This window comes from Brevundimonas sp. (genome assembly GCF_965278935.1).
In the GTDB taxonomy this organism is placed as follows: domain Bacteria; phylum Pseudomonadota; class Alphaproteobacteria; order Caulobacterales; family Caulobacteraceae; genus Brevundimonas.
Genome location: NZ_OZ257124.1, coordinates 1,665,588 through 1,686,652, shown reverse-complemented (window position 1 = coordinate 1,686,652; position 21,065 = coordinate 1,665,588). Strand labels below are relative to the sequence as shown.

Annotated in this window: 19 protein-coding genes; 8 read left to right on the top strand and 11 right to left on the bottom strand. The window is 68.4% G+C overall.

What is annotated here, in order from left to right; genetic code table 11:
- Positions 1-44: 44 nt before the first annotated feature.
- A complete protein-coding gene (locus ACQY68_RS08265) occupies positions 45-1,337 on the top strand; it encodes an O-antigen ligase family protein (protein WP_428152558.1) in 1,293 nt (430 codons plus the stop codon).
- A gap of 111 nt (positions 1,338-1,448) precedes the next feature.
- The gene (locus tag ACQY68_RS08260) at positions 1,449-2,627 is read left to right on the top strand and encodes a cell wall hydrolase (protein WP_428152557.1); all 1,179 of its coding nucleotides are present in this window, start codon (positions 1,449-1,451) and stop codon (positions 2,625-2,627) included.
- Between the two features lie 12 nt (positions 2,628-2,639).
- On the opposite strand, the gene ACQY68_RS08255 is transcribed toward ACQY68_RS08260, so the two are convergent.
- On the bottom strand, positions 2,640-3,551 hold the full coding sequence (locus tag ACQY68_RS08255) for a transglutaminase-like cysteine peptidase (RefSeq protein WP_428152556.1): 912 nt from the start codon (positions 3,549-3,551) through the stop codon (positions 2,640-2,642).
- Positions 3,552-3,866: 315 nt separating this feature from the next.
- Positions 3,867-4,013 carry a hypothetical protein gene (locus ACQY68_RS08250; RefSeq protein WP_428152555.1) on the bottom strand — a complete coding sequence of 49 codons (147 nt, stop codon included), beginning with the start codon at positions 4,011-4,013 and terminating at the stop codon, positions 3,867-3,869.
- A gap of 220 nt (positions 4,014-4,233) precedes the next feature.
- Between ACQY68_RS08250 and ACQY68_RS08245 the strand changes: the two genes are divergently transcribed.
- Together ACQY68_RS08245 and ACQY68_RS08240 are read left to right on the top strand one after the other, a co-directional pair.
- Positions 4,234-4,917, top strand: coding sequence for a sugar transferase (locus ACQY68_RS08245; protein ID WP_428152554.1), 684 nt, complete (start codon positions 4,234-4,236; stop codon positions 4,915-4,917).
- 141 nt (positions 4,918-5,058) lie between these two features.
- Positions 5,059-5,691 (top strand): TetR/AcrR family transcriptional regulator, encoded by a 633-nt coding sequence (locus ACQY68_RS08240; protein WP_428152553.1) that lies wholly within the window; start codon positions 5,059-5,061, stop codon positions 5,689-5,691.
- A 165-nt stretch (positions 5,692-5,856) separates the two neighbouring features.
- Here the strand turns inward: ACQY68_RS08240 and ACQY68_RS08235 are convergent, their stop codons facing one another.
- The 7 genes from ACQY68_RS08235 to ACQY68_RS08205 form a co-directional block, all read right to left on the bottom strand.
- Entirely contained in the window at positions 5,857-6,615 is a 759-nt protein-coding gene (locus ACQY68_RS08235; RefSeq protein ID WP_428152552.1) for a prepilin peptidase, read from the bottom strand.
- 16 nt (positions 6,616-6,631) lie between these two features.
- Entirely contained in the window at positions 6,632-8,518 is a 1,887-nt protein-coding gene (gene feoB / locus ACQY68_RS08230; RefSeq protein ID WP_428152551.1) for a ferrous iron transporter B, read from the bottom strand.
- The gene (locus ACQY68_RS08225) at positions 8,518-8,799 is read right to left on the bottom strand and encodes a FeoA family protein (protein ID WP_428152550.1); all 282 of its coding nucleotides are present in this window, start codon (positions 8,797-8,799) and stop codon (positions 8,518-8,520) included. Before ACQY68_RS08225 ends, feoB begins: the two co-directional genes overlap by 1 nt.
- A gap of 94 nt (positions 8,800-8,893) precedes the next feature.
- Complete coding sequence (locus ACQY68_RS08220) at positions 8,894-12,127, bottom strand: efflux RND transporter permease subunit (RefSeq protein WP_428152617.1); 3,234 nt, start codon at positions 12,125-12,127, stop codon at positions 8,894-8,896.
- Entirely contained in the window at positions 12,127-13,278 is a 1,152-nt protein-coding gene (locus ACQY68_RS08215) for an efflux RND transporter periplasmic adaptor subunit (RefSeq protein ID WP_428152549.1), read from the bottom strand. Before ACQY68_RS08215 ends, ACQY68_RS08220 begins: the two co-directional genes overlap by 1 nt.
- Before the next feature lie 127 nt (positions 13,279-13,405).
- Positions 13,406-14,191: a hypothetical protein gene (locus ACQY68_RS08210; RefSeq protein ID WP_428152548.1), complete on the bottom strand. Its 786-nt coding sequence runs from the start codon at positions 14,189-14,191 to the stop codon at positions 13,406-13,408.
- Entirely contained in the window at positions 14,191-14,955 is a 765-nt protein-coding gene (locus ACQY68_RS08205; RefSeq protein ID WP_428152547.1) for a class II aldolase/adducin family protein, read from the bottom strand. The genes ACQY68_RS08210 and ACQY68_RS08205 overlap by 1 nt, the downstream gene beginning before the upstream one ends.
- A gap of 158 nt (positions 14,956-15,113) precedes the next feature.
- On the opposite strand from ACQY68_RS08205, the gene ACQY68_RS08200 reads away from it, so the two are divergent.
- The 3 genes from ACQY68_RS08200 (at position 15,114) to ACQY68_RS08190 (ending at position 17,627) form a co-directional block, all read left to right on the top strand.
- Positions 15,114-16,250: a DUF2336 domain-containing protein gene (locus ACQY68_RS08200; RefSeq protein ID WP_428152546.1), complete on the top strand. Its 1,137-nt coding sequence runs from the start codon at positions 15,114-15,116 to the stop codon at positions 16,248-16,250.
- Positions 16,251-16,302: 52 nt separating this feature from the next.
- Positions 16,303-17,082, top strand: a complete 780-nt coding sequence (locus ACQY68_RS08195; RefSeq protein ID WP_428152545.1) for an NAD kinase — start codon at positions 16,303-16,305, stop codon at positions 17,080-17,082.
- A gap of 65 nt (positions 17,083-17,147) precedes the next feature.
- Positions 17,148-17,627: an Hpt domain-containing protein gene (locus tag ACQY68_RS08190; protein ID WP_428152544.1), complete on the top strand. Its 480-nt coding sequence runs from the start codon at positions 17,148-17,150 to the stop codon at positions 17,625-17,627.
- A 487-nt stretch (positions 17,628-18,114) separates the two neighbouring features.
- On the opposite strand, the gene ACQY68_RS08185 is transcribed toward ACQY68_RS08190, so the two are convergent.
- Complete coding sequence (locus tag ACQY68_RS08185) at positions 18,115-19,260, bottom strand: DUF2336 domain-containing protein (protein WP_428152543.1); 1,146 nt, start codon at positions 19,258-19,260, stop codon at positions 18,115-18,117.
- Between the two features lie 75 nt (positions 19,261-19,335).
- Positions 19,336-20,127 (bottom strand): transglycosylase SLT domain-containing protein, encoded by a 792-nt coding sequence (locus ACQY68_RS08180; protein WP_428152542.1) that lies wholly within the window; start codon positions 20,125-20,127, stop codon positions 19,336-19,338.
- A gap of 192 nt (positions 20,128-20,319) precedes the next feature.
- On the opposite strand from ACQY68_RS08180, the gene ACQY68_RS08175 reads away from it, so the two are divergent.
- On the top strand, positions 20,320-21,060 hold the full coding sequence (locus tag ACQY68_RS08175; RefSeq protein ID WP_428152541.1) for a TonB family protein: 741 nt from the start codon (positions 20,320-20,322) through the stop codon (positions 21,058-21,060).
- The last annotated feature ends 5 nt before the right edge of the window (positions 21,061-21,065 follow it).

Genomic DNA, 21,065 nt, shown 5'->3' with positions numbered 1-21,065 from the left:
GGCGTCCCTCGTGGATGCGATCGACCGCGTCATCCGGATGGCGCATGGCCGCGCTCGGCCTGGTTCCGGCGACCATTTTCCTGGGCCATTTCTTCTACGGCGCGGCCCTCGATCTGCCGGCTCTGGTTCTGTTCGCGGCGTTGTCGGCCATACTGTCGATCGCGTTGATTTCCGGGCAGGCGCGAGCGGACCTGGCGCGCCTCACGCCCACGAAATCCGTCCTTCTGAGCTTCGCGGCCGTTGTCCTCGTGGCCGCCTGGACCCTGACGCCCGCCACGCCCGGAGGCCCGCATCCGGTCTGGGAGTGGGCGGGGATGTCGCCGGCCTCCACGATGAACAAGTCGGCGACCGTGATCGAGATCCTGAAACTGCTGGGCCTCGGCAGCGTCTTCACCTTGGGCTGTCTGCTGGGGGCGACATCGGAGAGAGGACGGGCGGCTTTCGGCCTGATCCTGGGCCTCGGGGGCCTCTATGCGATTTTCAGCCTCGGACTCTTCCTCGGCGGCGGCCAGATCGCCTCGGGCGGCGGACGTCTCGCTGGCGGCTTCTACACGCCCAATGTCGCCGGCACGCAGTTCGGCGTCCTGGTCGTCCTGTCCCTGGCCTGGATGGTTCGACAGTGGCGCCACGCGTCGGGCCAGACGCCGACAGGCCGCGTCACCGTGCTGGCGCCGGTGGCGGCCCTGCTCATCCTCTTCTTCGCCTGCCTGCTGCTGACCGCATCGAGGGCCGCGATAACGGCCACCGGCGTGGCGGCCGTCATCTTCCTAGGCTGGTCGGCGCTGGACAATCGCCGATCCCGCTGGCCCCTGCTGGCGCTCGGCAGCCTGCTGGTCGTGGTGGCGGTGCTCTTCCTCGTTCAGGGCAACACCCTGTTCGCAGACCGTTTCGGCGCTCTGGCGCAGGGCGACGACACGCGCTCTGCCGTAGCGGCGGCCCATTGGCGCGCCTTTCTGGACTCTCCGCTGCTCGGCTACGGGCTCGGCACCTATCCCCAGGTCAACAACCAGATCATGACGGCCTCGAACGCAGCGGCGCTGTCGGTCAGCGTGGTTCAGCACAACGCCTATCTGCAGTGGCTGGAAGAGGCGGGCCTTCTCGGCGCGACGCCGATGTTCGCCCTGATCGCGGTCATCCTCGGGGCGACCGCCTGGCGAGCGGCGCGCCGTCCCCGAAACCGGACGCTGGTGGCCGGTCTGCTGGCCGCCTCAGTGGTCGTTCTCCTTCATGCCGCCGTCGATGTCCCGCTGAACACCCCGTCGTTCGAGGCCTTCTGGTCCCTGCTGCTCGGTCTGGGCTTCGCCCTGTCCCAGACGCAACCTCGACGGACCAGCTAGGCGGCGCCCGGCAATGAGATTGCTCGCCTTGTCCGTGTTTCTGGAACGCTTTGGCGGCCGCAACGGCCATGTTAGGCGTGCGGCGCATCATGGGTCTGGCGGGGAGCGCCGATGACGGTTTCAAGGCTGACCCCGGATCCGGACATGCCGGGAACCCTGGCGCGTCGCGTCGCGGCCGTCGCCGGGCGGGTCAAGGTTTGGGCCTCGACCGAAGTGGGCGGCTGGATTATCGTCGGCGTGCTTCTTGTATGCGCGCTCGCGGCTGCCGGCGCGGCCGTCATCCTGCCGAAGATCAACGCCGTCAGGCCCGCCCTGACCGCCGAAGCCGCACTGGATCCGACGTCGGGATCCGGGCCGGAGCAGATCGTCGCGGACTTCACCCTCGCCCCCGAGGCGGTTCAGGATATCAGCCAGGATGCCGCGCGCGCCTGGAATGCGGCCCTGCCCTTCTCGACCGATACGGTCCGGCCGTCGGCGCCGTTCTTCGCTCCGGTCGCCGACACCGAAAGCTATGGCCGCGCCCTCGATTGCCTGACGACCGCCATCTATTACGAGGCCGCGTCCGAAAGCGCTGCGGGCCAGGCCGCCGTCGCCCAGGTGGTGCTCAACCGCGCGCGTCACCCCGCCTACCCGCGAACGGTCTGCGGCGTCGTTTTCCAGGGATCCGAACGGACCACCGGGTGCCAGTTCAGCTTCACCTGCGATGGAGCCATGGCCCGCCCGCCGTCGATCGCGGGCTGGCAAAGGGCCAGGGCCGTGGCCGCGGCGGCCCTGAACGGCCACGTCGCGACGGCCGTCGGCACGGCGACCCACTATCACACCGACTGGGTCGCGCCCTACTGGGCGGCCCGGCTGTCCAAGACCGTCAAGATCGGGACCCATATCTTCTACCGCTGGAACGGCGCCTGGGGCCTGCCGGGAGCCTTCCGCGGTGTCTATGCGGGCGCCGAGCCCGTCGTAGCCAAAATGGCCGGCCTGTCCACGATAGCGTTCGAAACCCCGGCGGAGGTGCTGGACGCCTTTGTCCCCCTGCCCGTCCCGACGGAGGCGGATCATGGATCGCCGACAACGCGGCTGGCGTCGCGGCTTTCGCTCCAGGACGGCGAGGACGCATCGACTGAGGCCGGTGTCGTCGAGACCTCAGAACCTCCCCTCACGACGCCGGAGCCCCCGGTCGCCCGCCCGGTGGTGCTTCAGCGAGACGCGCCGATCATGGCCGACCCGCTGGCCAACCCCAGCGCGGCGCAGCCCCGGCAACGCCAACGCATCGCTGCGCCGTCAGGCTGGTAACCTGACCGACGATCAGGCGGACGCCCGGGTCGCCGCCTCGACCCAGACCAGAGGCTGACCGGGCGCCTGCCGCTCCAGCCAATCGTAGGGCGCCTCGTTCCACAGCAGGACCCAGGGCGTCAGGTTGTCCAGAACCCGCTCGCCCTCTGGAGTCGCCACCAGCAGGACGGCGTGAAGTTCGCCGCCCCGCGTGCGGACGATCGCGATCGACATCGCCGCCGGGTCCACCCCGTCCTCGATCAGCGTACGACGCTTCGCTAGGACATAGTCCTCACAGTCGCCGACGGCGCCGCGGCCCTGTGGCGACACCCAGACGTCCGCCCGTCCGTGAGCGTCGGCGTCGGACGCCCGGCGGATCGCCCGGTTGACGCGACGGGTCACCGTCTCGAGGCGCTGGACCGTGACCTCGGCGACCGGCAGGACCGGCGCCGTCGTCGCCACCGGCGGGGCTGCGCGCGACGGCGGCTTGGACGTCGTGACCCGCCGGTGTTTGCGACGGTCGTCCTTGAGGGCGCGAATGTCCTGACGCGTCGGTTTCAGGCGACGTGCGTCGACGGGCGACCGCTCCACGACGGCGACGGACACAGGGTCAAGGTCGATGAGCGGAGCGACCGGAGGCGCGACCGTCGGCGCCGGAATGGCCGCAGGCGCGCTGGTTACTCCCGCAGTCTGGAAGACGGCGCTCCATCGCGCGCGTCCAGCCCAGATGCGAACCTCGGCAAGCAGGGTGTCGGTCGGTCGGGCCACGGCGAGGCATTCGGACGGCGTGCGTTCGCACATCTCCACGAAGCCCGTCGGCGCGGACGACACCGCCCCCAGCGGCATCGCCACCGGCTCGCCGTCGCTGGCGCAGGCCGTTCCGCAGGCCAGACCGAAGAGAACAACGGCCAAAGGAGCGGATCGGCCAATAATCTGGAAGGTCATGCGGGGCCTCATTTTCTGAGGCCATTACTGCACGACGACTTATAAGGTTCGGATTATAGACTTGGTGCAGACTATGTTGAGGCGTTTGGTTTCCCGCGATTAACCTTACTGCCAATCAACTATACACAGGAGACAAGTTCCGCGATGTCTTCATCGATTTCTGGTTTCGCGCCAAGGCAAACCCGGTCCGGCTGTTCGCAGGCGTGCAGGTTGCTTGCAGGCCGATCGCCTGCCGGGCTGACAACCGTTGGGTCTTCGTTCGGCGCGTCCCGGGGCGGCATCGAAACGAGCAGTCGGGATGGCTCGCGTCAGCGTTCAGATCAAAGCGGAAATCGCCAACACCGCGACAGCCCAGAACAGGGCCGAGCCGCCGATCATCAAGCCGTAGCCGAACCGACGCGACCAGCGGCGCGCATCGCGGCGCCGGGTCAGGCCGGTCTGGCTCGGGAAAGGATGGGTCACGCTCGAACTCCGGAGATCGATCTCGCCCCCTGCTTGCGCCAGGCCGGGTTGCGACGCCCGTAACGCATTGGGTTAAGAGCGGTTCATCCCTCAGGTTGTGTGTTCTGCGGGACACGGACCAGCGTTCCCTGAACGTCAGATGCCGGAGTCTATTGCGCCGCAACATCCGACCACGCTTAACTCCACATTAATCATACCCTTGGGGCAGGGCGATCTCGGCATGTTTGACGGCGTTGTTTCGCACCGATCGCGTTCGGCTGTCGTCTATGGGGACGGCGGCGCGCACTGGCGACCTCGGTTCGGGCGCTCGGTCCTCTGCCAGTCGCTCAAACGGGCCTTCGACGTCCTGACGGCGTCCCTCCTTCTCCTGTTCCTGTTGCCGGCCTACGCCCTGATCTCGCTGGCGATCGCCCTCGACAGCCCGGGTCCGATCCTGTTTCGCCAGCAACGCACCGGCCAGCACGGGCGGATCTTCAACATCTACAAGTTCCGCTCGATGACGGTGGCCGACACCGGCGTGTCCGTGATCCATGCGACGCGGGACGACGCCCGGGTGACCCGCGTCGGAAGGTTCCTTCGCGAGACGAGCCTGGACGAGGTGCCCCAGCTCCTGAACGTGCTGCGCGGCGAAATGTCTCTGGTCGGTCCGCGTCCGCATGCGGTGGAACATGACAGGCACTACGCCGGCATCCTGCCAGACTACGACAGACGCTTCACCGTCCGCCCCGGCCTGACGGGGCTGGCCCAGATCCAGGGCCTGCGCGGCGAGATCCAGGACATCGGCAGCATGGCCCGCCGGGTCGACGCCGACGTCCTGTACGCCAGTCACTGGAGCTTTCTCGGCGACCTGGCGATCATGGTCCGGACCGTACCGCTGCTGCTCGCACGGGTGAACGCCTACTAGCGTCCCGCCCACCGGATCGCCCGGACGGCGTTTTGACGGCCGGCGTCAAACCATGCGAAACGCGGTGACGCTGGCGTCCGAGCGGGATGTCGCGGGTTCGAATCCCGCAGCCGGCGCCACCTCCTTCCGGGCCTCCTCCCCATGGCCGAACGCGCGATCAACAAGCTGGGACACCGCATCGGCGCGCGGGGCGGAAAGACGCGCGCCGCGATTCTGGACGCCACCCGCCGTCTGCTGGACCGCCAGCACCTGGGCGAGATCCGGGTCGCCGACGTGGCTCTCGAAGCGGGCGTATCGCCCTCGAACTTCTACACCTATTTCAAGACGGTGGAGGAGCCGGTTCTGGCCCTGTGCGAAGCGGCGGCCGTCGACTTCGCCCCCCTGTCCAAACATCTGGAAGGCGACTGGTCGACCGAGAACGCCTTCGCCGCCGCCCGCGCCTACGTCATGGACGTGCTCCTGATCTGGCGCGATCACGGCCCGGTCCTGCGCATCGAGCATATGCTGGCCGACAAGGGCGAGGAGGGCTTCGTCGAAGCCCGCGTCCGCCGGCTGCGCCGCGTCCATCTGTCCCTGGAACGTCGCATCGCCGTGGCCCACGCCACCGGCTACCACGCGCCCGGTCTGGACCCGCGTCTGACCTCCTACGAGGTGGCCAACCTGGTGGAATCGGTCGCCGCCGGCTTCGACCTCATGCGACGCGGGGACACCCCGCCCGACGCCATCATCGACACCACCGCCCACATCGTCGTGAAACTCGTGACGGGGCGCTGAGCCGGCGACCGAAACTGACGCATCGGCATGCCAGGCAACGGGTCAATGCCGGTCTTTGACATCGCCGCCAGCGGGGGCTCGACGGACTCGGCGGACTCTTTTTTCGAGTCCGGCTTCCGCCCCCGGACTCGCCGGACTCGCCGGACTGTTTTTTAAGAGCCCGGGTCAGGCCCCGAACGGCCCGTAAAGCCAGGTCAGCCAGATGCCGATCGCCAGGAAGGTCCCGAACGGCAGCTTCCGGGTCATCTCGACCTTCCTGCGCGTAATCAACAAGGTAAGCACAATACTGAACCCGACGGCGCAGGCCCACAGCAGCACCGTCGGCAGCCCCGTCCACCCGACCCAGGCCCCTGCCCCCGCGAACAGGATCGGATCTCCCCCGCCCAGCCCCTCGCGGCCCCGCACGCGGCGATAGACCTCGGCCAGCAGCCACAGGATACCGAACCCGACCACGGCGCCGACCATCTGCGGGATCGGCCAGCCCCGGGCCAGCAGCGCAGCCGCTATCAGCCCGGTCCCGATCAGCGGCAGGGTCAGCTCATCCGGCAGCCAGAAGTTCTCCGCGTCGATCAGGGCGATCAGCAGCAATTGCCACCCCAGCACCGCCGTCGCCCCAACCATCAGCCAGCCGCTGTCATGGCCCCACAGCGCGGCCCAGACTCCGATCGCCGCCGCGCCGCATTCGATCAGGATATAGCGAGGCGACACCGCCGCCCCGCACATCGCGCACCGGCCGCGCTGCACCAGCCAGCTGATCGCCGGAAGCAGCTGCCACGGCTTCAGCGTCTCGCCGCAGCTCATGCAGTGCGACGGGGTGACGACGATCTCCTCGTCCCTCGGCATGCGGACGGTGACCGCGGCGATGAAACTGCCGAAGATCAGGCCCAGCAGGCCCATGACGATGGCGAAGACGGCAGGCGACATGGCCTCTCCTTAGCCGTCAGCCCCCTCCGAGCGCCACCGCGATCCGATAGGTGATCAGGGACGCCAGATAGGCCAGGGCGAACATGTAGACGACCATGACCCACATCCACTTCCAGCTGTTCAGCTCGCGCTTCACCACGCCGAGCGTCGCCACGCACTGGGGCGCGAAGACATACCAGGCCAGGAAGCTCAAGCCCGTCGCCAGCGACCACTGCGCCGCCAGGGTTGCGCCCAGCAGGCTGCCCGCGGTGTCGGCGTCGGCGATCGAATAGACAGTCCCGAGCGCGGCGACCGCCACCTCGCGCGCCGCCATCCCGGGCACCAGGGCCACGACCATCTGCCAGTTGAAGCCGATGGGGGCGAAGATGGGCTCCAGCGCATGGCCGATCATCCCCGCAAAGGAATAGTCGATGGCCGGCTGGGTCGCGCCCTCGGGCGGATAGGGGAAGGTCGAGGCGGCCCAGACGACGATCATCAGGGGCAGGATGATCCGCGCCGCGCGCTCCATGAAGATCTTGGCGCGAAGCCACAGATTGAACAGGACATTCTTCGCGTCCGGCAGCTTGTAGGCCGGCAGTTCCATCATGAAGGGCTCGACCGCACCCCTCCAGAAAATCTTGCGAATCACGAAGGACACCACCAGCGCCGACACGATGCCCGCCGCGTAGAGGCCGAACATCACCAGCCCTTGCAGATTGGCGAATCCCCACACCGTCTGCTGCGGAATGAAGGCCCCGATGATCAGGGTGTAGACCGGAATCCGCGCCGAGCAGGTCATCAGGGGCGCGACCATGATGGTCGTCAGCCGGTCCCGCTTGGCGTCGATCACCCGCGCAGCCATTACGCCCGGAATGGCGCAGGCGAACGAGGACAACAGCGGAATGAAAGCCCGCCCGTGCAGCCCGGCTCCACCCATGATCCGGTCCATCAGGAAGGCCGCCCGGGCCATGTAGCCGAAGTCTTCCAGCAGGATGATGAAGGCGAACAGGATCACGATCTGCGGCAGGAAGACGAGCACGCCCCCCACCCCCGCGATCACCCCGTCGACGATCAGGCTCTGCACCAAGGGCCACACCGACCCGCTGTCGGGCACAATGGCGCTGACACCCGCGCCCAGCAGGCCGAAGCCCGCCTCGATCGCGTCCATCGCCGGCGTCGCCCAGGCGAATACCGCCTGGAACATGACGAACAGCAGGGTCATCAGGATGACCAGGCCGGCGACCGGATGCAGCAGGACGCCGTCGATCTTGCCCGTCAGGGTGTCCGGCCGCTCGGGCGGACGAACCGCCGCCCGCATGATCTGCTCGGCCCGCCTGTGCGCCCCGCGAATGGCCTCGGCGTCCGGCGCCGTCCAGGTCTCGCCCTCGGAGACCCAGCCCGGACCCGCCGCCGTCTCGATCTCGCCGACCAGTTCGTCGATACCGCGCTTCCTCGTCGCCACCGTGGTCACGATCGGCACGCCCAGTTCGGCCCGCAGTTTCTCGAGGTCGATCCGCAGGCCCTGACGCTGGGCGATGTCGTACATGTTGAGCGCCAGAACCATCGGCCGCCCCACGGCCTTGAGCTCCAGGATCAGGCGCAGCACGAGTCTCAGGTTGGTCGCATCGGCCACCGCCACGATCACATCGGGCACAGCCTCGCCCGCCAGCCGCCCCAGGACGGCGTCGCGCGTGACCTCCTCGTCCGGGCTGCGGGCCCGCAGGGAATAGGTCCCCGGCAGGTCCAGGACCGACATCGACCGTCCCGACGCGGCCAGCACCCGGCCTTCCTTCCGCTCGACGGTGACCCCGGCGTAGTTGGCGACCTTCTGGTGGGCGCCGGTCAGGGCGTTGAACAGGGCGGTCTTGCCCGAGTTGGGGTTCCCGACCAGGGCGACCCGCACGGGCCGAACAGCGACGTCCATTATTCAGCGGCTTCCGGCAGGGTGGTCAGGTCGACGGTCAGGCTGGCCGCTTCCTTGCGGCGCAGGGCGACGCGCATGTCGTCAACCTTCAGCGCCATCGGGTCGCGCCCGAACAGGCCCTCGTGCAACAGCTCGACGCTCGCCCCTTCGACCAGACCCAGTTCCAGCAGACGGCGCTCCAGTTCGACCTCTTCCACCTGATGGTGGCAGTGGGCGCCGACCGAGACGATGACGCCGCGGTCGCCCACCCGGGCGTCGCTCAGCTTGATGACATTGGACATGGACGCTCACCTGAGGCGAACCGCTCGCCTCTTGGGCAGCGGCTCGTTACCTGCGAACGCTTATCAGGCGCGACAACACCCCGTCCAGTGCGACCTATTCCGCCGCCGCCGGTATCGGATCGTTGGCGGTGGTTTCCTGCGCCTCCCACTCCTCGATCTTGCGGGCCGTGTATTCGGGCGACCGGGTGAAGCGGGCGAGCGCGCCATAGATCACCGGCACCACGAACAGGGTCAGCAGGGTCGAGAACATGGCCCCGGCGAAGATCACGACGCCAATGGTCTGGCGGCTCCCCGCCCCCGCACCCGACCACAGAACCAGCGGCAGGGCGCCGAAGGCCGTGGCGATCGAGGTCATGATGATCGGACGCAGGCGCAGCGACGAACTCTCGACGATGGCCTCCTTGATCGACCGGCCCTGATCCCGCAGCTGGTTGGCGAACTCCACGATCAGGATGCCGTTCTTGGCCGCGATCCCGATCAGGATGATCAGCCCGATCTGCGAATAGATGTTGAGGCTGGACCCGGCCATCAGCAGGCCGAATAGCCCGCCAGCCGCCGCCAGGGGCACGGTCAGCATGATCACCGCCGGGGTGATCCAGCTCTCGAACTGGGCCGCCAGCACCAGGAAGACGAGCAACAGGGCCAGGCCGAAGGCCCAGGCCACGGCGCCGCCGGCCTCCTGCTGATCGCGCGCCGCGCCGCCGTACTGGATGCTCACCACGCCCTGCGGTTGCCTGGCGACCTCGGCGTTCATGAAGGCCACGGCGTCGGCGATCGTCGTGCCCGGATTCAGATCGGCGCTGATCGTGATGGCGCGCTGACGATCGAGGCGCCGGCGATCCGGCGTATCGCCGGACGTCTGGGTCGTCACAACCGAGGACAGCGGCACCAGGACCCCCGAACCGGCTCCGACGTACAGCGTCTCCAGATCACTGATCGACCTGCGATCTGCGCGCTCGGTCTGCAGGATCACGTCATATTCCTGGCCGCCCCGGATATAGGTCGTGGCCAGTCGGGAGCCGAACATCGTCTCCAGGGTCCGGCCGATCTCCTGCGACGACACCCCGAGGGCGGCCGCCTTCTCGGGATCGACGTTCACCAGCAGGCGCGGCGCGTTGGGCTCATAGTTCAGACGCGGACGCGAGAAACCGGGATTGTCCTGGGCCGCCGCCAGCACGGGCTGCAGCCAGTTGTAGATCTCCTCGTATTCCTGGCCCGTCACGATCATTTCGATCGAGTTGCCGGCTCCGCCGCCGCCGCGCTGGAAAGCGCCGGGCACGGAGGCATTGACCTGGGCTCCGGTCTGGCCGCGCAGCTTGCCGTTCAGTTCCTGGGCGATCTCGTCGGCCGAGCGATCGCGCTCGGACCAGTCCTTCAGGATCAGGGATGCGTTGCCGGAATTATAACTGCCCCCGCCGAAGCCGGGAGACGAGATCAGGAAGCTGTCGACCTCGCCCGCGTCCTTGTACTCGGCCAAGATCGGCTCGAGGCCCATCATGATCTGCCGCGTATAGTCGAACCCGGCCCCTTCCGGCCCGGCGACCCGGATCTGCACCCGGCCGCGATCCTCGGGCGGCACCAGTTCGTCGGGCAGGGTCAGGAACATGCCGGCGGCTCCAGCCCCGACCAGAAGGATCAGCAGGGAGACGCCGATCACGGCCAACCGCTTGCCGACCATGGCGTCCAGCGAATGGGCGTAGGAGGTCTTCAGCCCGTCCATCGCCTTGTCGACGTTTCGCGCCAGCCAGCCCGAACCGGCGGCGGGTTTCAGAATCTTGGACGCCAGCATCGGCGACAGGCTCAGCGCCAGGAAGGCCGAGAAGGCCACGGCCGCGGCGATGGCCGCCGCCAGCTCTACGAACAGACGACCGACGTATCCGGGCAGGAACAGCAGCGGCGCGAACACGGCCAGCAGGGTCACGGTCGTGGCGATGACGGCGAAGAAGACCTGGCGCGTGCCGCGCTCTGCGGCCACCAGCGGCGGCTCTCCGTGGTCGAGACGACGCTGGATGTTCTCGGTCACCACGATGGCGTCGTCGACCACCAGGCCGATGGCCAGAACCAGAGCCAGAAGGGTCAGCAGGTTCAGCGAGAAGCCCAGCGGCGCCAGGACGATGAAGGTCGATAACAGACAGATCGGGGCCACGATTGACGGGATCAGGGCCGCCCGGAAACTGCCCAGGAAGATGAAGTTCACCAGCGCGACCAGCACCATGGAAATGCCGATGGTGATCCAGACCTCGTCGATCGCGTGGGAGGTGAAGACCGAGTTGTCCGAGCCGACGACCAGTTCGGTTCCAGGCGGCAGCGTGCCCTGCAACTCTTCCACCAGGGCCGTGACGCCCTTGGAGATTTCGAGGTCGTTGGACTGGGCCTGACGCGTCACGGCCAGACCGATCTGGTCCAGACCGTTGCCGCGGAACAGGCGCCGCGCTTCGGCGGGGCCTTCCTCGACGCGGGCGATGTCGCCCAGACGGGTCACATAGGTGGCGCGGGCCTGCAGGGCGCCGGTCGCGCCCGAACCGTTTGGAATGGAGCCGGTCGAGACCGCGCCCGAGGCGCCGCTGGATCCGATCGAGGCCGAACCGGCCGTGCCGATCGGAAGCTGGGCGAAGTCCTGCGGCCGCGCATAGGTGCGGGCGACCCGGACGGTATAGTCCTTGTCCGTCGACTCCAGCGCGCCGGCCGGCAGTTCGACGTTCTGGCTGGTCAGGGCCTGTTCCACGTCCGAGACGGTCAGGCCGCGCGCGCCCATGGCGGCGGCGTCCAGCCAGATGCGCATCGCATAGCGCTGCTCGCCATAGATCTGCGCCTGGGCCACGCCCGGCACCGTCGCCAGACGGTCCAGCAGGTTGCGGTCGGCATAGTCGGTCAGTTCCAGCCGGTTCATCGACGACGACCGCAGGAACAGGATCATGATGGGCTGGCTGTCGGAGTCGGCCTTGGACACTTCCGGCGGCTGGGCCTGATCCGGCAGGCGGCCCTGTACCCGGGCGACCCGGTCGCGCACGTCAGAGGCGGCGACGTCGATATCACGGTCCAGAGCGAATTCGATGGTCACGTTCGAGCGACCGTCGCGGCTCGACGAGGTGATCCGCTCCACGCCCTGGATGCCGGCGACCTGCTGTTCGATCGGCTCAGTGATCCGGTTCTCGATGACCTCGGCCGAGGCGCCCGCATAGGCGGTCGACACCGAGACGACCGGCGGATCGACGTCCGGAAGTTCCCGCACCGGCAGGAAGAAGAAGGCCGCCGCCCCGATCACGCACAGCACGATCGCGGCCACGGCCGCGAATACGGGCCGGCGGACGGAGAGGTCGGAGAGCATCATCGCGCAGCCGCCGGGGCCTGGGCGTTCCCCTGACGCGCGCTGTCGCGACCGCCGCCGGCTCCGGCGACCGTCACCGGCGCGTTGGGCTGGATGCGGTTCAGACCCGAGCCGACGACGTGGTCGTTGGCCGACAGACCGGAGAGGATCTCGACGAAGCCGTTCTCGACCGCGCCGGTCTCGACCGTCACGCGCTGGGCCGTCGAGCCGCGCTCGCCCGCCGCGATGCGATAGACGAAGGCGCCGTCGCCTTCGTACTGGATGGCGGACTCAGGCACGGACGCGCTCTGGCGCTGGCCCTGCTGGATTCCGACCCGCATCAACATGCCGGGGCGGATGCGCCCGCCGGGATTGGGGAACTCGGCCCGGGCGGTGACGGCGCGGGTCGTCTCGTTGATCCGCGTGTCGATCAGGGCGATCCGGCCCGAGAACTGCTCAGAGCCATAGGCGTCGGCCGTGGCCACGATCGGCAGGCCTTGGCGCAGCACGCCGAGGTAGCGTTCCGGAACCGGAAAATCGACGCGGATCACAGAGGTGTCGTCCAGGGTCGCGATCACCGCTCCCGGGCTGATCAGGGTGCCGGCCGTCACGGTCGACAAGCCCAGGGTCCCCGCGAACGGCGCCCGGATCATCCGGTCGCCGCGACGCGCCTCGGCGGCCGACAGCGAGGCCTGCGCCGTTTCCAGCGCCGTCTCGGCGTCCTCGGCGGAGACCCGGGGGGCGACCCCACGCTCGGCCAGTTCCCTGAACCGGTCGTATTCGCGCTGGGCCTGGGCCACCTGGGCGCGGGCCTGGATGATCGAGGCGTCCTCCTCGCGGGCCTGCAGCTGGACCAGAGGCGTCCCCGCCGCCACGCGCTGCCCGTCGCTGAACAGGACGGCGGTAATCAGTTCGGAGGTGCTGGAGGTGACGTTCACCGAGCGACGCCCGCGCGCCACGCCGAGCACATTGATCTGGTCGCTGAAGGGCCGCAGCGTCACAACGGCCTCGGAAACGGCCTGTCCGCGTCCACCGCCGGGGCCGCCCCGGCCGCCGCCCGGGCCGCCCGCGCCGCCCTCATCGCCCGCGAACGCGACCTTCAGCAGCACGGCGACGATCATCAGACCGAGCACGGCTGCGGCGATGACGAGGAACAAATGACGTCTGATCACGCGGCACGGTCTCTGTAAGCAAGCGAGCGGCCCGGAATAACCATTCCGCCTCGCGTAGCAACCTAAAGAGTTTGTAACGTTCGCCGTTCCGGTTTCCGTCGCGCCAATCGACAGGCGCCGCGATTTCTCAGAAGCGGCGCCAGAGCGCGATGACCGCCCCCTCCGCGAGCGGCGTCTCCCGTCCCGCCACGGTTCTTCGCCAGCCGGCCTGCAGGCTCCACCGGCCGAGATTGCGCACCACCGAAGTCTCGACCGACAGCCAGCGCGCGCCGCCGTCGTCGGTCACTCCACCGAACGCCTGCCCCAGCACCATCCAGCCCTCGCCGAAGTGGCTCCCGATCGTGAAATCCGCCCGCGTCTCGTCCGGCAGGCCATCGCGCATCCGCCTCGCCGCCTGCACCTCGACGAAGGATCGGGCCGGCCCCCATCCGCCGGTCAGCCCCCTGCCCGGTCCGCCCAGCGACCGCCCGGCGGACACCCGGACCTCCCAGTCCTGCTCGCCCACGCCCGGCGCGGCATAGCCAGCGTTGCGCCCGTCGCCTGACTGCGAATAGCCGGCGTAGAGGCTGACGGCGTTGCGATCGTCGCGGTACGCCTGCCACGTCAGCCCGAGCTCGACCGGGCCCCGCCCGTCGTAGTCGACGAAGGCGTCCTCGCCCGACTGCCAGTCGCCCTTGAACTGAACCGTGAGCGTCTCGGTCAGCCCGTATTCGGCGAACACGCCGACCGATCGATCCTCTCGCTCCACGGGCAGAGGCCGAATGGAGCCCGTGGGGTCATATCCGTCCTTCGCCCGCATCACCTCGGCCTTGACGATCACCTGCCCCTTGCCCTTCGGCTGGGTCCAGGCGTTGGCCGAGGCGGACGTGGCCGCCGTCGCGAGCAAGACACCCGCGAGGCAGCGATGCAGCATCAGGCGTCGTAGCCGGGCGATTTCCGGTCGATCAGCCGCAGCGCGCCCGGCCAGGCCAGGGCGGAGATGAAGCTGATCCCCCGGCCCTGCTCTTTTGTCTCGGCCTGGGCGGCGTCGGGCGCCATCAGCACATGCTCGCGTCCGCCGGACAGGGCCGCGACCTGCTGGGCGCAGGCCCGCTCGAGGAAGAACATTCCGACCCACGCCGCCGCCGCCGTCTGACCGACCGCCAGCGTCCCGTGATTGCGCAGCAGCATCAGCGGCTTGTCGCCGAGATCCTGCACCAGCCGCTCGCGCTCGTCATGGTTCAGCGCCAGCCCCTCGTAGCCGTGATAGGCGACCTGATGCTGCAGCAGGCAGGCATTCTGGCCGATCGGCAGGAGTCCTTCCGCCTGGGCCGCGACGCCGACGCCAGCGACCGTGTGCAGGTGGATGACGAAATGCGCATCCTCGCGCGCCGCATGGATCGCCGAATGGATGGTGAACCCGGCCGGATTGATGAAGTTCTGCGTCTCCTGGACGATGTTCCCGTCCAGATCGACCTTCACCAGCGAGGAGGCGGTGATCTCCTCGAAATAGAAGCCGTAGGGGTTGATCAGGAAATGGTGTTCCTGCCCCGGAACCCGCGCCGAGATATGGGTGAAGATCATGTCATCCCACCCGTGCAGGGCGACCAGCCGGTACAGGGCGGCCAGATCGACCCGGACCTGCCATTCCTCGGCCGAGACCCGGGACTTCAGAGATTGGGCGGCGCCGTCGGCCATGCTGACTCCTCCATCGCCTCTTGGCGGGCGAGGTCGGCACCGTCGCGCCAACCTCCGGTCGGGTCAAGGTGAACGGCATTCAGGGTTGATTAACCGAGTTTTCACCACCCGCGGCCAAGGTGGTCGTGTCGGATGCTCAAATCCGGCCGGAGTTCGCCGTGACCGCTGTCGTTCAGCTACAGTCTCATCGCCCCTCGGACGTGGAGACCCTGTCTTCCGCACAGCACCTGCTCGATCTGGCGCGTGGCAAAGGCGTGGACGATCGCCGTCGGCTGCTGCTCGGCATCGCCGCCCTGTGCGACGCGACCCCGCCCGGAGCCGAGGCCTCCCCCATACTCGGCGAGATCTTCATGGTCATCGCCCGTCAGGCCGAGCGCGATATCCGCAAGGCCCTGTCCGACAGCCTCGCCTCCGCCGAGTGGGCCCCGCCGGCCCTCATCGCCATGCTGGCGCTGGACGAGATCGAGATCGCCCGCCCCGTCATCGCCCGGAGCCCGCTTCTCAAGGATCAGGACCTCCTGCGCGTGCTGGTCGAGGCCACCATCGAGCATCAGATCGAGGTCGCCCGTCGCCCCCGCATCAGCGGTCGCGTCGCCGACGCCATCATCGATCGCGGCGAACCCGCCAGCCTGACGGCGCTGGCCGGCAACAAGACCGCCGAGGTCAGCGAAGACGCGCTCGGCCGCATGATCGAACAGTCGCGCCGCATCGCCGCCCTGCGTGCGCCCCTGACACGCCACCCGCGTCTGAACGACGCCTTGGCGACACAACTCTATCAATGGGTCGGCCAGTCCCTGCGCGAGGCCATCGGCGAGCGTTTTCGGGTCGACGAAAGCAAATTGGCCGAAGCCATCGAGGCCGTCGTTCGTCCGGCCCCGCTCCAGGGCGCCGAACCGCTCGGCATCGAGGCCGCCGAAGTCACCGATCCCGAGGAGATGGAACGCCGTCTCGTCGCCAAGCTGCAGAGCGCCGGTCAGTTGCGGGCGGGCTTCCTGATCCGCGCCGTCCGCGAGAAGCGCCTGAGCCTGTTCGAGCATGGCATCGCGGCCCTCGGCGGCTTCCCGATCACCCATATCCGCGCCGCCATCGTGCGCCCCAGCCCGGACGCCCTGTTCCTGGCCTGCGCCGCTGTCGGCATCGACCGCGCCGTCTTCCCGGCCGTGCTCGAGGAGATCCGCAAGCTGAGCGGCGGCTGGCCCGGCGACGGCGACGAAGGCTATGCGGGCCGCATGACCCTGCCGCCCTCGGCCGCCATGCGCGAGTTCCGCGCCCTGATGGGTCACATCGGCGGGTGACGATCCGTCACGGCGTTTGACTTACCTCGCCGGCTCCGCTTCTCGTGGTCGGGTGAGCATAGACCCGTCTTCTCTTCGCATCGCCTTCTGCGCCAGCGACCGCCCCGAGGCCCGGCAGGCCCGCGAACGGCTGTCCGAACGCTATGGCCATGTGCCCGAGGCCCAGGCCGACGTGATCGTGGCCTTGGGCGGCGACGGCTTCATGCTGGAGACGATGCACGCCAACCTGATGCGCAAGATCCCGGTCTACGGCATGAACCGGGGCTCGGTCGGCTTTCTGATGAACGACTACGAGGAAGACGATCTGCCCGGGCGTATCGCCGCCGCCGGCCGCGCCGTCATCCACCCGCTGCAGATGGACGCCTGGACGGAAAGCGGCGCGGTCCACACGGGTCTGGCCATCAACGAGGTCTCCCTGCTGCGCCAGACGCGTCAGTCGGCCAAGTTGAAGATCAGCGTCGACGGCAAGGTGCGGCTGGAGGAGCTGGCCTGCGACGGCTGCATGGTCGCAACGCCCGCCGGTTCGACCGCCTATAACCTGTCGGCGCACGGCCCGATCATCCCTCTGGACGCCCGCATGCTGGCCCTGACGCCGATCAGCGCCTTCCGCCCGCGCCGATGGCGCGGCGCCCTCCTGTCCCACCGCGCCAAGGTCGAGTTCGAGGTGCTGGAAGCCGACAAACGCCCGGTCAGCGCCGTCGCCGACGGCCTCGAGATCCGTCGCGTCGTGAAGGTCGCGGTCAAGGAGCGCCGCGACGTCGGCCTGACCATGCTGTTCGACGCCGGCCGATCGTTCGAGGAACGCGTCCTGGCAGAACAATTCACCGGCTGAGCTCAGGTCACGGGTTCTTAAGGGGCCTGGTGCATCCTGCGATCCTAGGTCTTCAGGAGTTCATCGTGAGCAACCCGGCTCAGGTCATCCGTCCGCCCAACATGCTGCGCGCCAAGGTCGGCGGCGGCTTCGGCGGCATCAACGCCGACGCCATCGCCAAGGCCGAAGAGGCCCTGAAAGCCATGTCGAGCCAGTTCGGCCAATGGCTCCAGGACGAGATCACCAAGCTCGACGCCGCCCAGGCCGGCATCCGCGCCAACGGCTACAACGCCGAAACCGCCGAGGCCCTGTATTTCCGCGCCCACGACCTGAAGGGTCTCGGCGCAACCTACCAGTATCCGCTGGTCACCCGCCTCGCCGGTTCGCTGTGCAGGCTGATGGACGATCCGATCAAGCGCCTCGACGCGCCGATGATGCTGATCGACGCCCACATCGACGCCATCCGCGCCGTCGTCCGCGACCAGATCCAGACCGACGACCACCCCACCGGCCGCGTCCTCTCCGAAACCCTCGAAGCCAAGGTCGCCGCCCACCGGGCGGGCTAGGCTGCTGTTCCCTCTCCCGTTGGGAGAGGGTTTGAGCGCACGGCGGCGATAGCCGTCGTCCTTGCGCGACCCGAAGGGCGGCGCGCAGCAGCCAAAGGGTGAGGGCCGAGCCTCACCTCAAAACGCACGACCCTCACCCTTTCGGCTGGGTACGTCGCTCCGCTCTGCGAGCCTCAAGCCCTCTCCCAACGGGAGAGGGTTTTGCGTTGACACCCATCAACGCACCGTCCGAATCCGCCTTTGAAATCAACGCCCGGCCCTGACGAAAGCCTTTATGTGAGGCGCCCTTCAAATCGCGCGTACACTGTCATCATCCGGCCTTTGACAATCCAGGTGAGCAGACGAACGCAAGGCGTAAGGCAACTGACGAAAGGCGCACAAAACCCCTGCGCCAAGGCTTTAATTTTACTGAGAACAACGAAGCATTTCGTCCGTTTGGTCACGTTTCGTCACGCTACGCTCGTCATGACAAAACGGACGAAAGGGGTCAGGCCGCGTTCGCCGCCGTCATCCGACCCGGGCTGGCCGCCGGCTGATCCAGCCGCTCCATCAGATAGGCCAGGTCGTCCCGCGGCGCGTTCGGGCGCTGGGTCAGGAACCGCTCCAGCATCCGCTCGCGGAACGCCTCGCCGGACGTATCGGCCCCCTCGGCCGACAGCTGACGCCAGGTGTCGACGCCGGCCCGGAACGCCTGGAACAGGCGCGGCGGCAGACCGGCGCGGTCGTAGATCGCCTTGAGCCCCAGCGGCCCGGCGTCATGCACCATCAGCCAGGCCCGTTGATGCGGGGTCGAGGACAGTTCGGCGACCCCATGTTCGAACAGGGTCATCTTGCCCCGCGCGAGAGCCCGCAACAGCAGCGACGCCGTCAGGGCCTTGCGCGTATTCAGCTGGGCCACGAAGGTCGCGAGGTCTGCGCTGGCGCCGGCCTGGTCGATCAGATCGACGGTCGCGCGCTCGCGGGCGAAGTTGGACAGCCGGATGGCCGTCTCCGGAGCCACGGCATGGCGGGTGATCAGATGCTCGCGCACGGCGTCCGACGCCAGCGCCACCAGCCGTTCGGTGATGTCCAGCGGCAGGACCTGGCGATAGGCCAGCGCCGCCACGATCTCGGGCGTGTCGCCGAACCGGTCGACCACCTTGCCCATCGCGCCTTCGGAAATGTCCGCGTTGTCGTTGGACGCCAGGGTCCGTACCGCGGTCTCGCAGCCGTCGGAGCTCAGCACATCGGCGACATCCCGCGACACCGTCGGGCGCGCGGCGATCGCGACCTGACGCACAGCCGAGCCGGCGCGTACGATCTCGATCAGGTCCTCGTCGCTGAACACGGGCGAAGATCCGATGATCGGCAGGGCGATGGAATCGACATCGGACGCCAGAATCCTCGCCACGTCGCGCGGCAACAGATCCGAGCTCTTCAGCGTCACCGCCAAGGCCCGGCGGACCAGTTCGGCGGCGTCGTTGGCCAGCACACGCATGATCTTCTGGGCCGCCTCGCGGTCCTCGTCGGTCAGGTCCGCACGGTCGATGCTGCGGCACAGCTTGTGCGCGGCCGAGGCGCGTTCGTCGTCGTCGGTCGCCTTGATCAGGCGGCGAATGTCGAACTCGGTCAGGCGGGCGCGGTGGGCGGTCATGGGGTTCTTCTGGCGAGTCGCGGTCGGACGACGTCAGGGTGAGCCTGCAGGCTTAACGCCCGGTTTACTATGGGCTCAGACGCCCGATTTGACGTCCGGTGAGAAGGCCCCGCCGAAGCCGCCGCCCTTCCCGTCCCCGTCCTGGCCCAGCAGCAGGGCCAGCAGGCTCTGATCCTGTTTCAGCCGGTCCAGACGCGCCGCCAGGGCCTGATCCTGTTCGCTCAGCAGCGGCGCCTGCGGACCGACGGGAGCGACCACTCCGCCCTCCCCGGCCGTCCGCTGCAGATTGGCGTGCACCTCGGCCACCGTCGCCGCCCGCCCGTCGCGATAGAAGATCGACCGGTTGGCCGCCGCCGCCTGAGGGAACATGGCCGCTGCGCTGGATCCCGGACGGGTCTGCATGGCCTCCATGATCTGGGCCGCCCCGGCCGGGCCCAGAAAGTGAGCGGCGTAGAGGTCGCCGGCGCCCGGCTCCTGCCCCGTCCGGCCGCGCAGATAGGCGGCGTTGGACGCCGTCAGCTCTCCGGCCATGGTGGAGGCGGCCTGCGGATCGAACCGCAGGTCCAGCACGACATTCCGCGCCGAACCCTCGACGCGCCAGCGCCCGTCCGATCCGCGATGGATCAGGTCGGCGTACTGGCCGTATCCGTGCTTGGCGCCGTGCTGCTTGACCGTCGCCAGCCAAGTCTGCTCGATGAACTGGAACAGGCCCGAGGCGGATGACGTCGGCGCCTTGGCGTTGGGGTTGAACGAACTCTCCCGGCGTGCGGTGCGCATCAGGAAGTCGTAGTCCACGCCGGTGCTGCTGGCGGCGCGACGAATCGCGGCCTCCACCCCTCCCGACGCTGGAATCGCTCCGACGCTCATAGCGGGAGGCTCGGAGATCATGGTTAATCGAGCGTTAATGTCCGTTAACGGCGTCGCTTCCGCACCACACAGTTTCCTGATCGACGTTCAGTCAGAAACGGTGGTTTCGGACGCCCCAATCCCGCCACGGACCGCGCGCGTCATTCTCCCGTGGGTTGCTGGGGAGCGGCATACAAGAGGGAAGTGACGGCCATGATGATACAAACCGCGGGCGGCCCCGGACTGGTCAGCCCCATCGACTTCGGCGAGCGGCGCAAGCCCCTGCCCCGCGCCACCTGGATCGCGATCAGCGTGGTCGCCCTGGCCCACATCGGGGTCGGCACGGCGCTCTACTACCAGCGCTTCGAGATCAAGATGCAGCCGGACCCGACCGAACCCCGCGTCGTCGATACCACCATGTTCCGTCTCGAGCGCAAGCCGCCGCCCGTCGTCGCCACGACGCCGCCGGCCCCGAACCCGCCGGTTCACCGCCCCGAGGCGCCGCCCACGAACGTCGAGACCCTGCACACGGTCATTCCCGACATCCCGACGGCCGCGACCGGACCGGTGATCAACACCACCGTCCTCGTCGATCCGGCGACCGCGACCGGCACGGCCAGCGAACCGGCCGTCGAGACGCCCCGCGGCCCGCCGGTCATCCGCTCGCCGCAGTGGATCAGCCGTCCCACCGGCGACCAGCTGACCCGCGCCTACCCCTCGCGCGCCATCAACGGGGAGGTCGAGGGTTCCGCCACCCTCAGCTGCCGCGTCCAGGCGGCGGGCACGGTCACCGGATGCACGGTCGTGTCGGAAACGCCCGGAGGCTACGGCTTCGGCCGTTCGGCCCAGCAACTGGCCCGCTACTTCCGCATGAGCCCCCAGACTGTGGACGGCCAGGCGGTCGACGGCGCCCAGGTCAGCATCGGCATCCGCTTCGCCCTGCCGGAGGACTGAACCTC

Excerpts from the sequence above, each read along its gene's own strand:
- ACQY68_RS08265 (WP_428152558.1), top strand. The coding sequence starts at position 45 with ATGGCCGCGCTCGGCCTGGTTCCGGCGACCATTTTCCTGGGCCATTTC.
- ACQY68_RS08260 (WP_428152557.1), top strand. The coding sequence starts at position 1,449 with ATGACGGTTTCAAGGCTGACCCCGGATCCGGACATGCCGGGAACCCTG.
- ACQY68_RS08255 (WP_428152556.1), bottom strand. The coding sequence starts at position 3,551 with ATGACCTTCCAGATTATTGGCCGATCCGCTCCTTTGGCCGTTGTTCTC.
- ACQY68_RS08245 (WP_428152554.1), top strand. The coding sequence starts at position 4,234 with ATGTTTGACGGCGTTGTTTCGCACCGATCGCGTTCGGCTGTCGTCTAT.
- ACQY68_RS08240 (WP_428152553.1), top strand. The coding sequence starts at position 5,059 with ATGGCCGAACGCGCGATCAACAAGCTGGGACACCGCATCGGCGCGCGG.
- ACQY68_RS08235 (WP_428152552.1), bottom strand. The coding sequence starts at position 6,615 with ATGTCGCCTGCCGTCTTCGCCATCGTCATGGGCCTGCTGGGCCTGATC.
- feoB (WP_428152551.1), bottom strand. The coding sequence starts at position 8,518 with ATGGACGTCGCTGTTCGGCCCGTGCGGGTCGCCCTGGTCGGGAACCCC.
- ACQY68_RS08225 (WP_428152550.1), bottom strand. The coding sequence starts at position 8,799 with ATGTCCAATGTCATCAAGCTGAGCGACGCCCGGGTGGGCGACCGCGGC.
- ACQY68_RS08220 (WP_428152617.1), bottom strand. The coding sequence starts at position 12,127 with ATGCTCTCCGACCTCTCCGTCCGCCGGCCCGTATTCGCGGCCGTGGCC.
- ACQY68_RS08210 (WP_428152548.1), bottom strand. The coding sequence starts at position 14,191 with ATGCTGCATCGCTGCCTCGCGGGTGTCTTGCTCGCGACGGCGGCCACG.
- ACQY68_RS08205 (WP_428152547.1), bottom strand. The coding sequence starts at position 14,955 with ATGGCCGACGGCGCCGCCCAATCTCTGAAGTCCCGGGTCTCGGCCGAG.
- ACQY68_RS08185 (WP_428152543.1), bottom strand. The coding sequence starts at position 19,260 with ATGACCGCCCACCGCGCCCGCCTGACCGAGTTCGACATTCGCCGCCTG.
- ACQY68_RS08180 (WP_428152542.1), bottom strand. The coding sequence starts at position 20,127 with ATGAGCGTCGGAGCGATTCCAGCGTCGGGAGGGGTGGAGGCCGCGATT.
- ACQY68_RS08175 (WP_428152541.1), top strand. The coding sequence starts at position 20,320 with ATGATGATACAAACCGCGGGCGGCCCCGGACTGGTCAGCCCCATCGAC.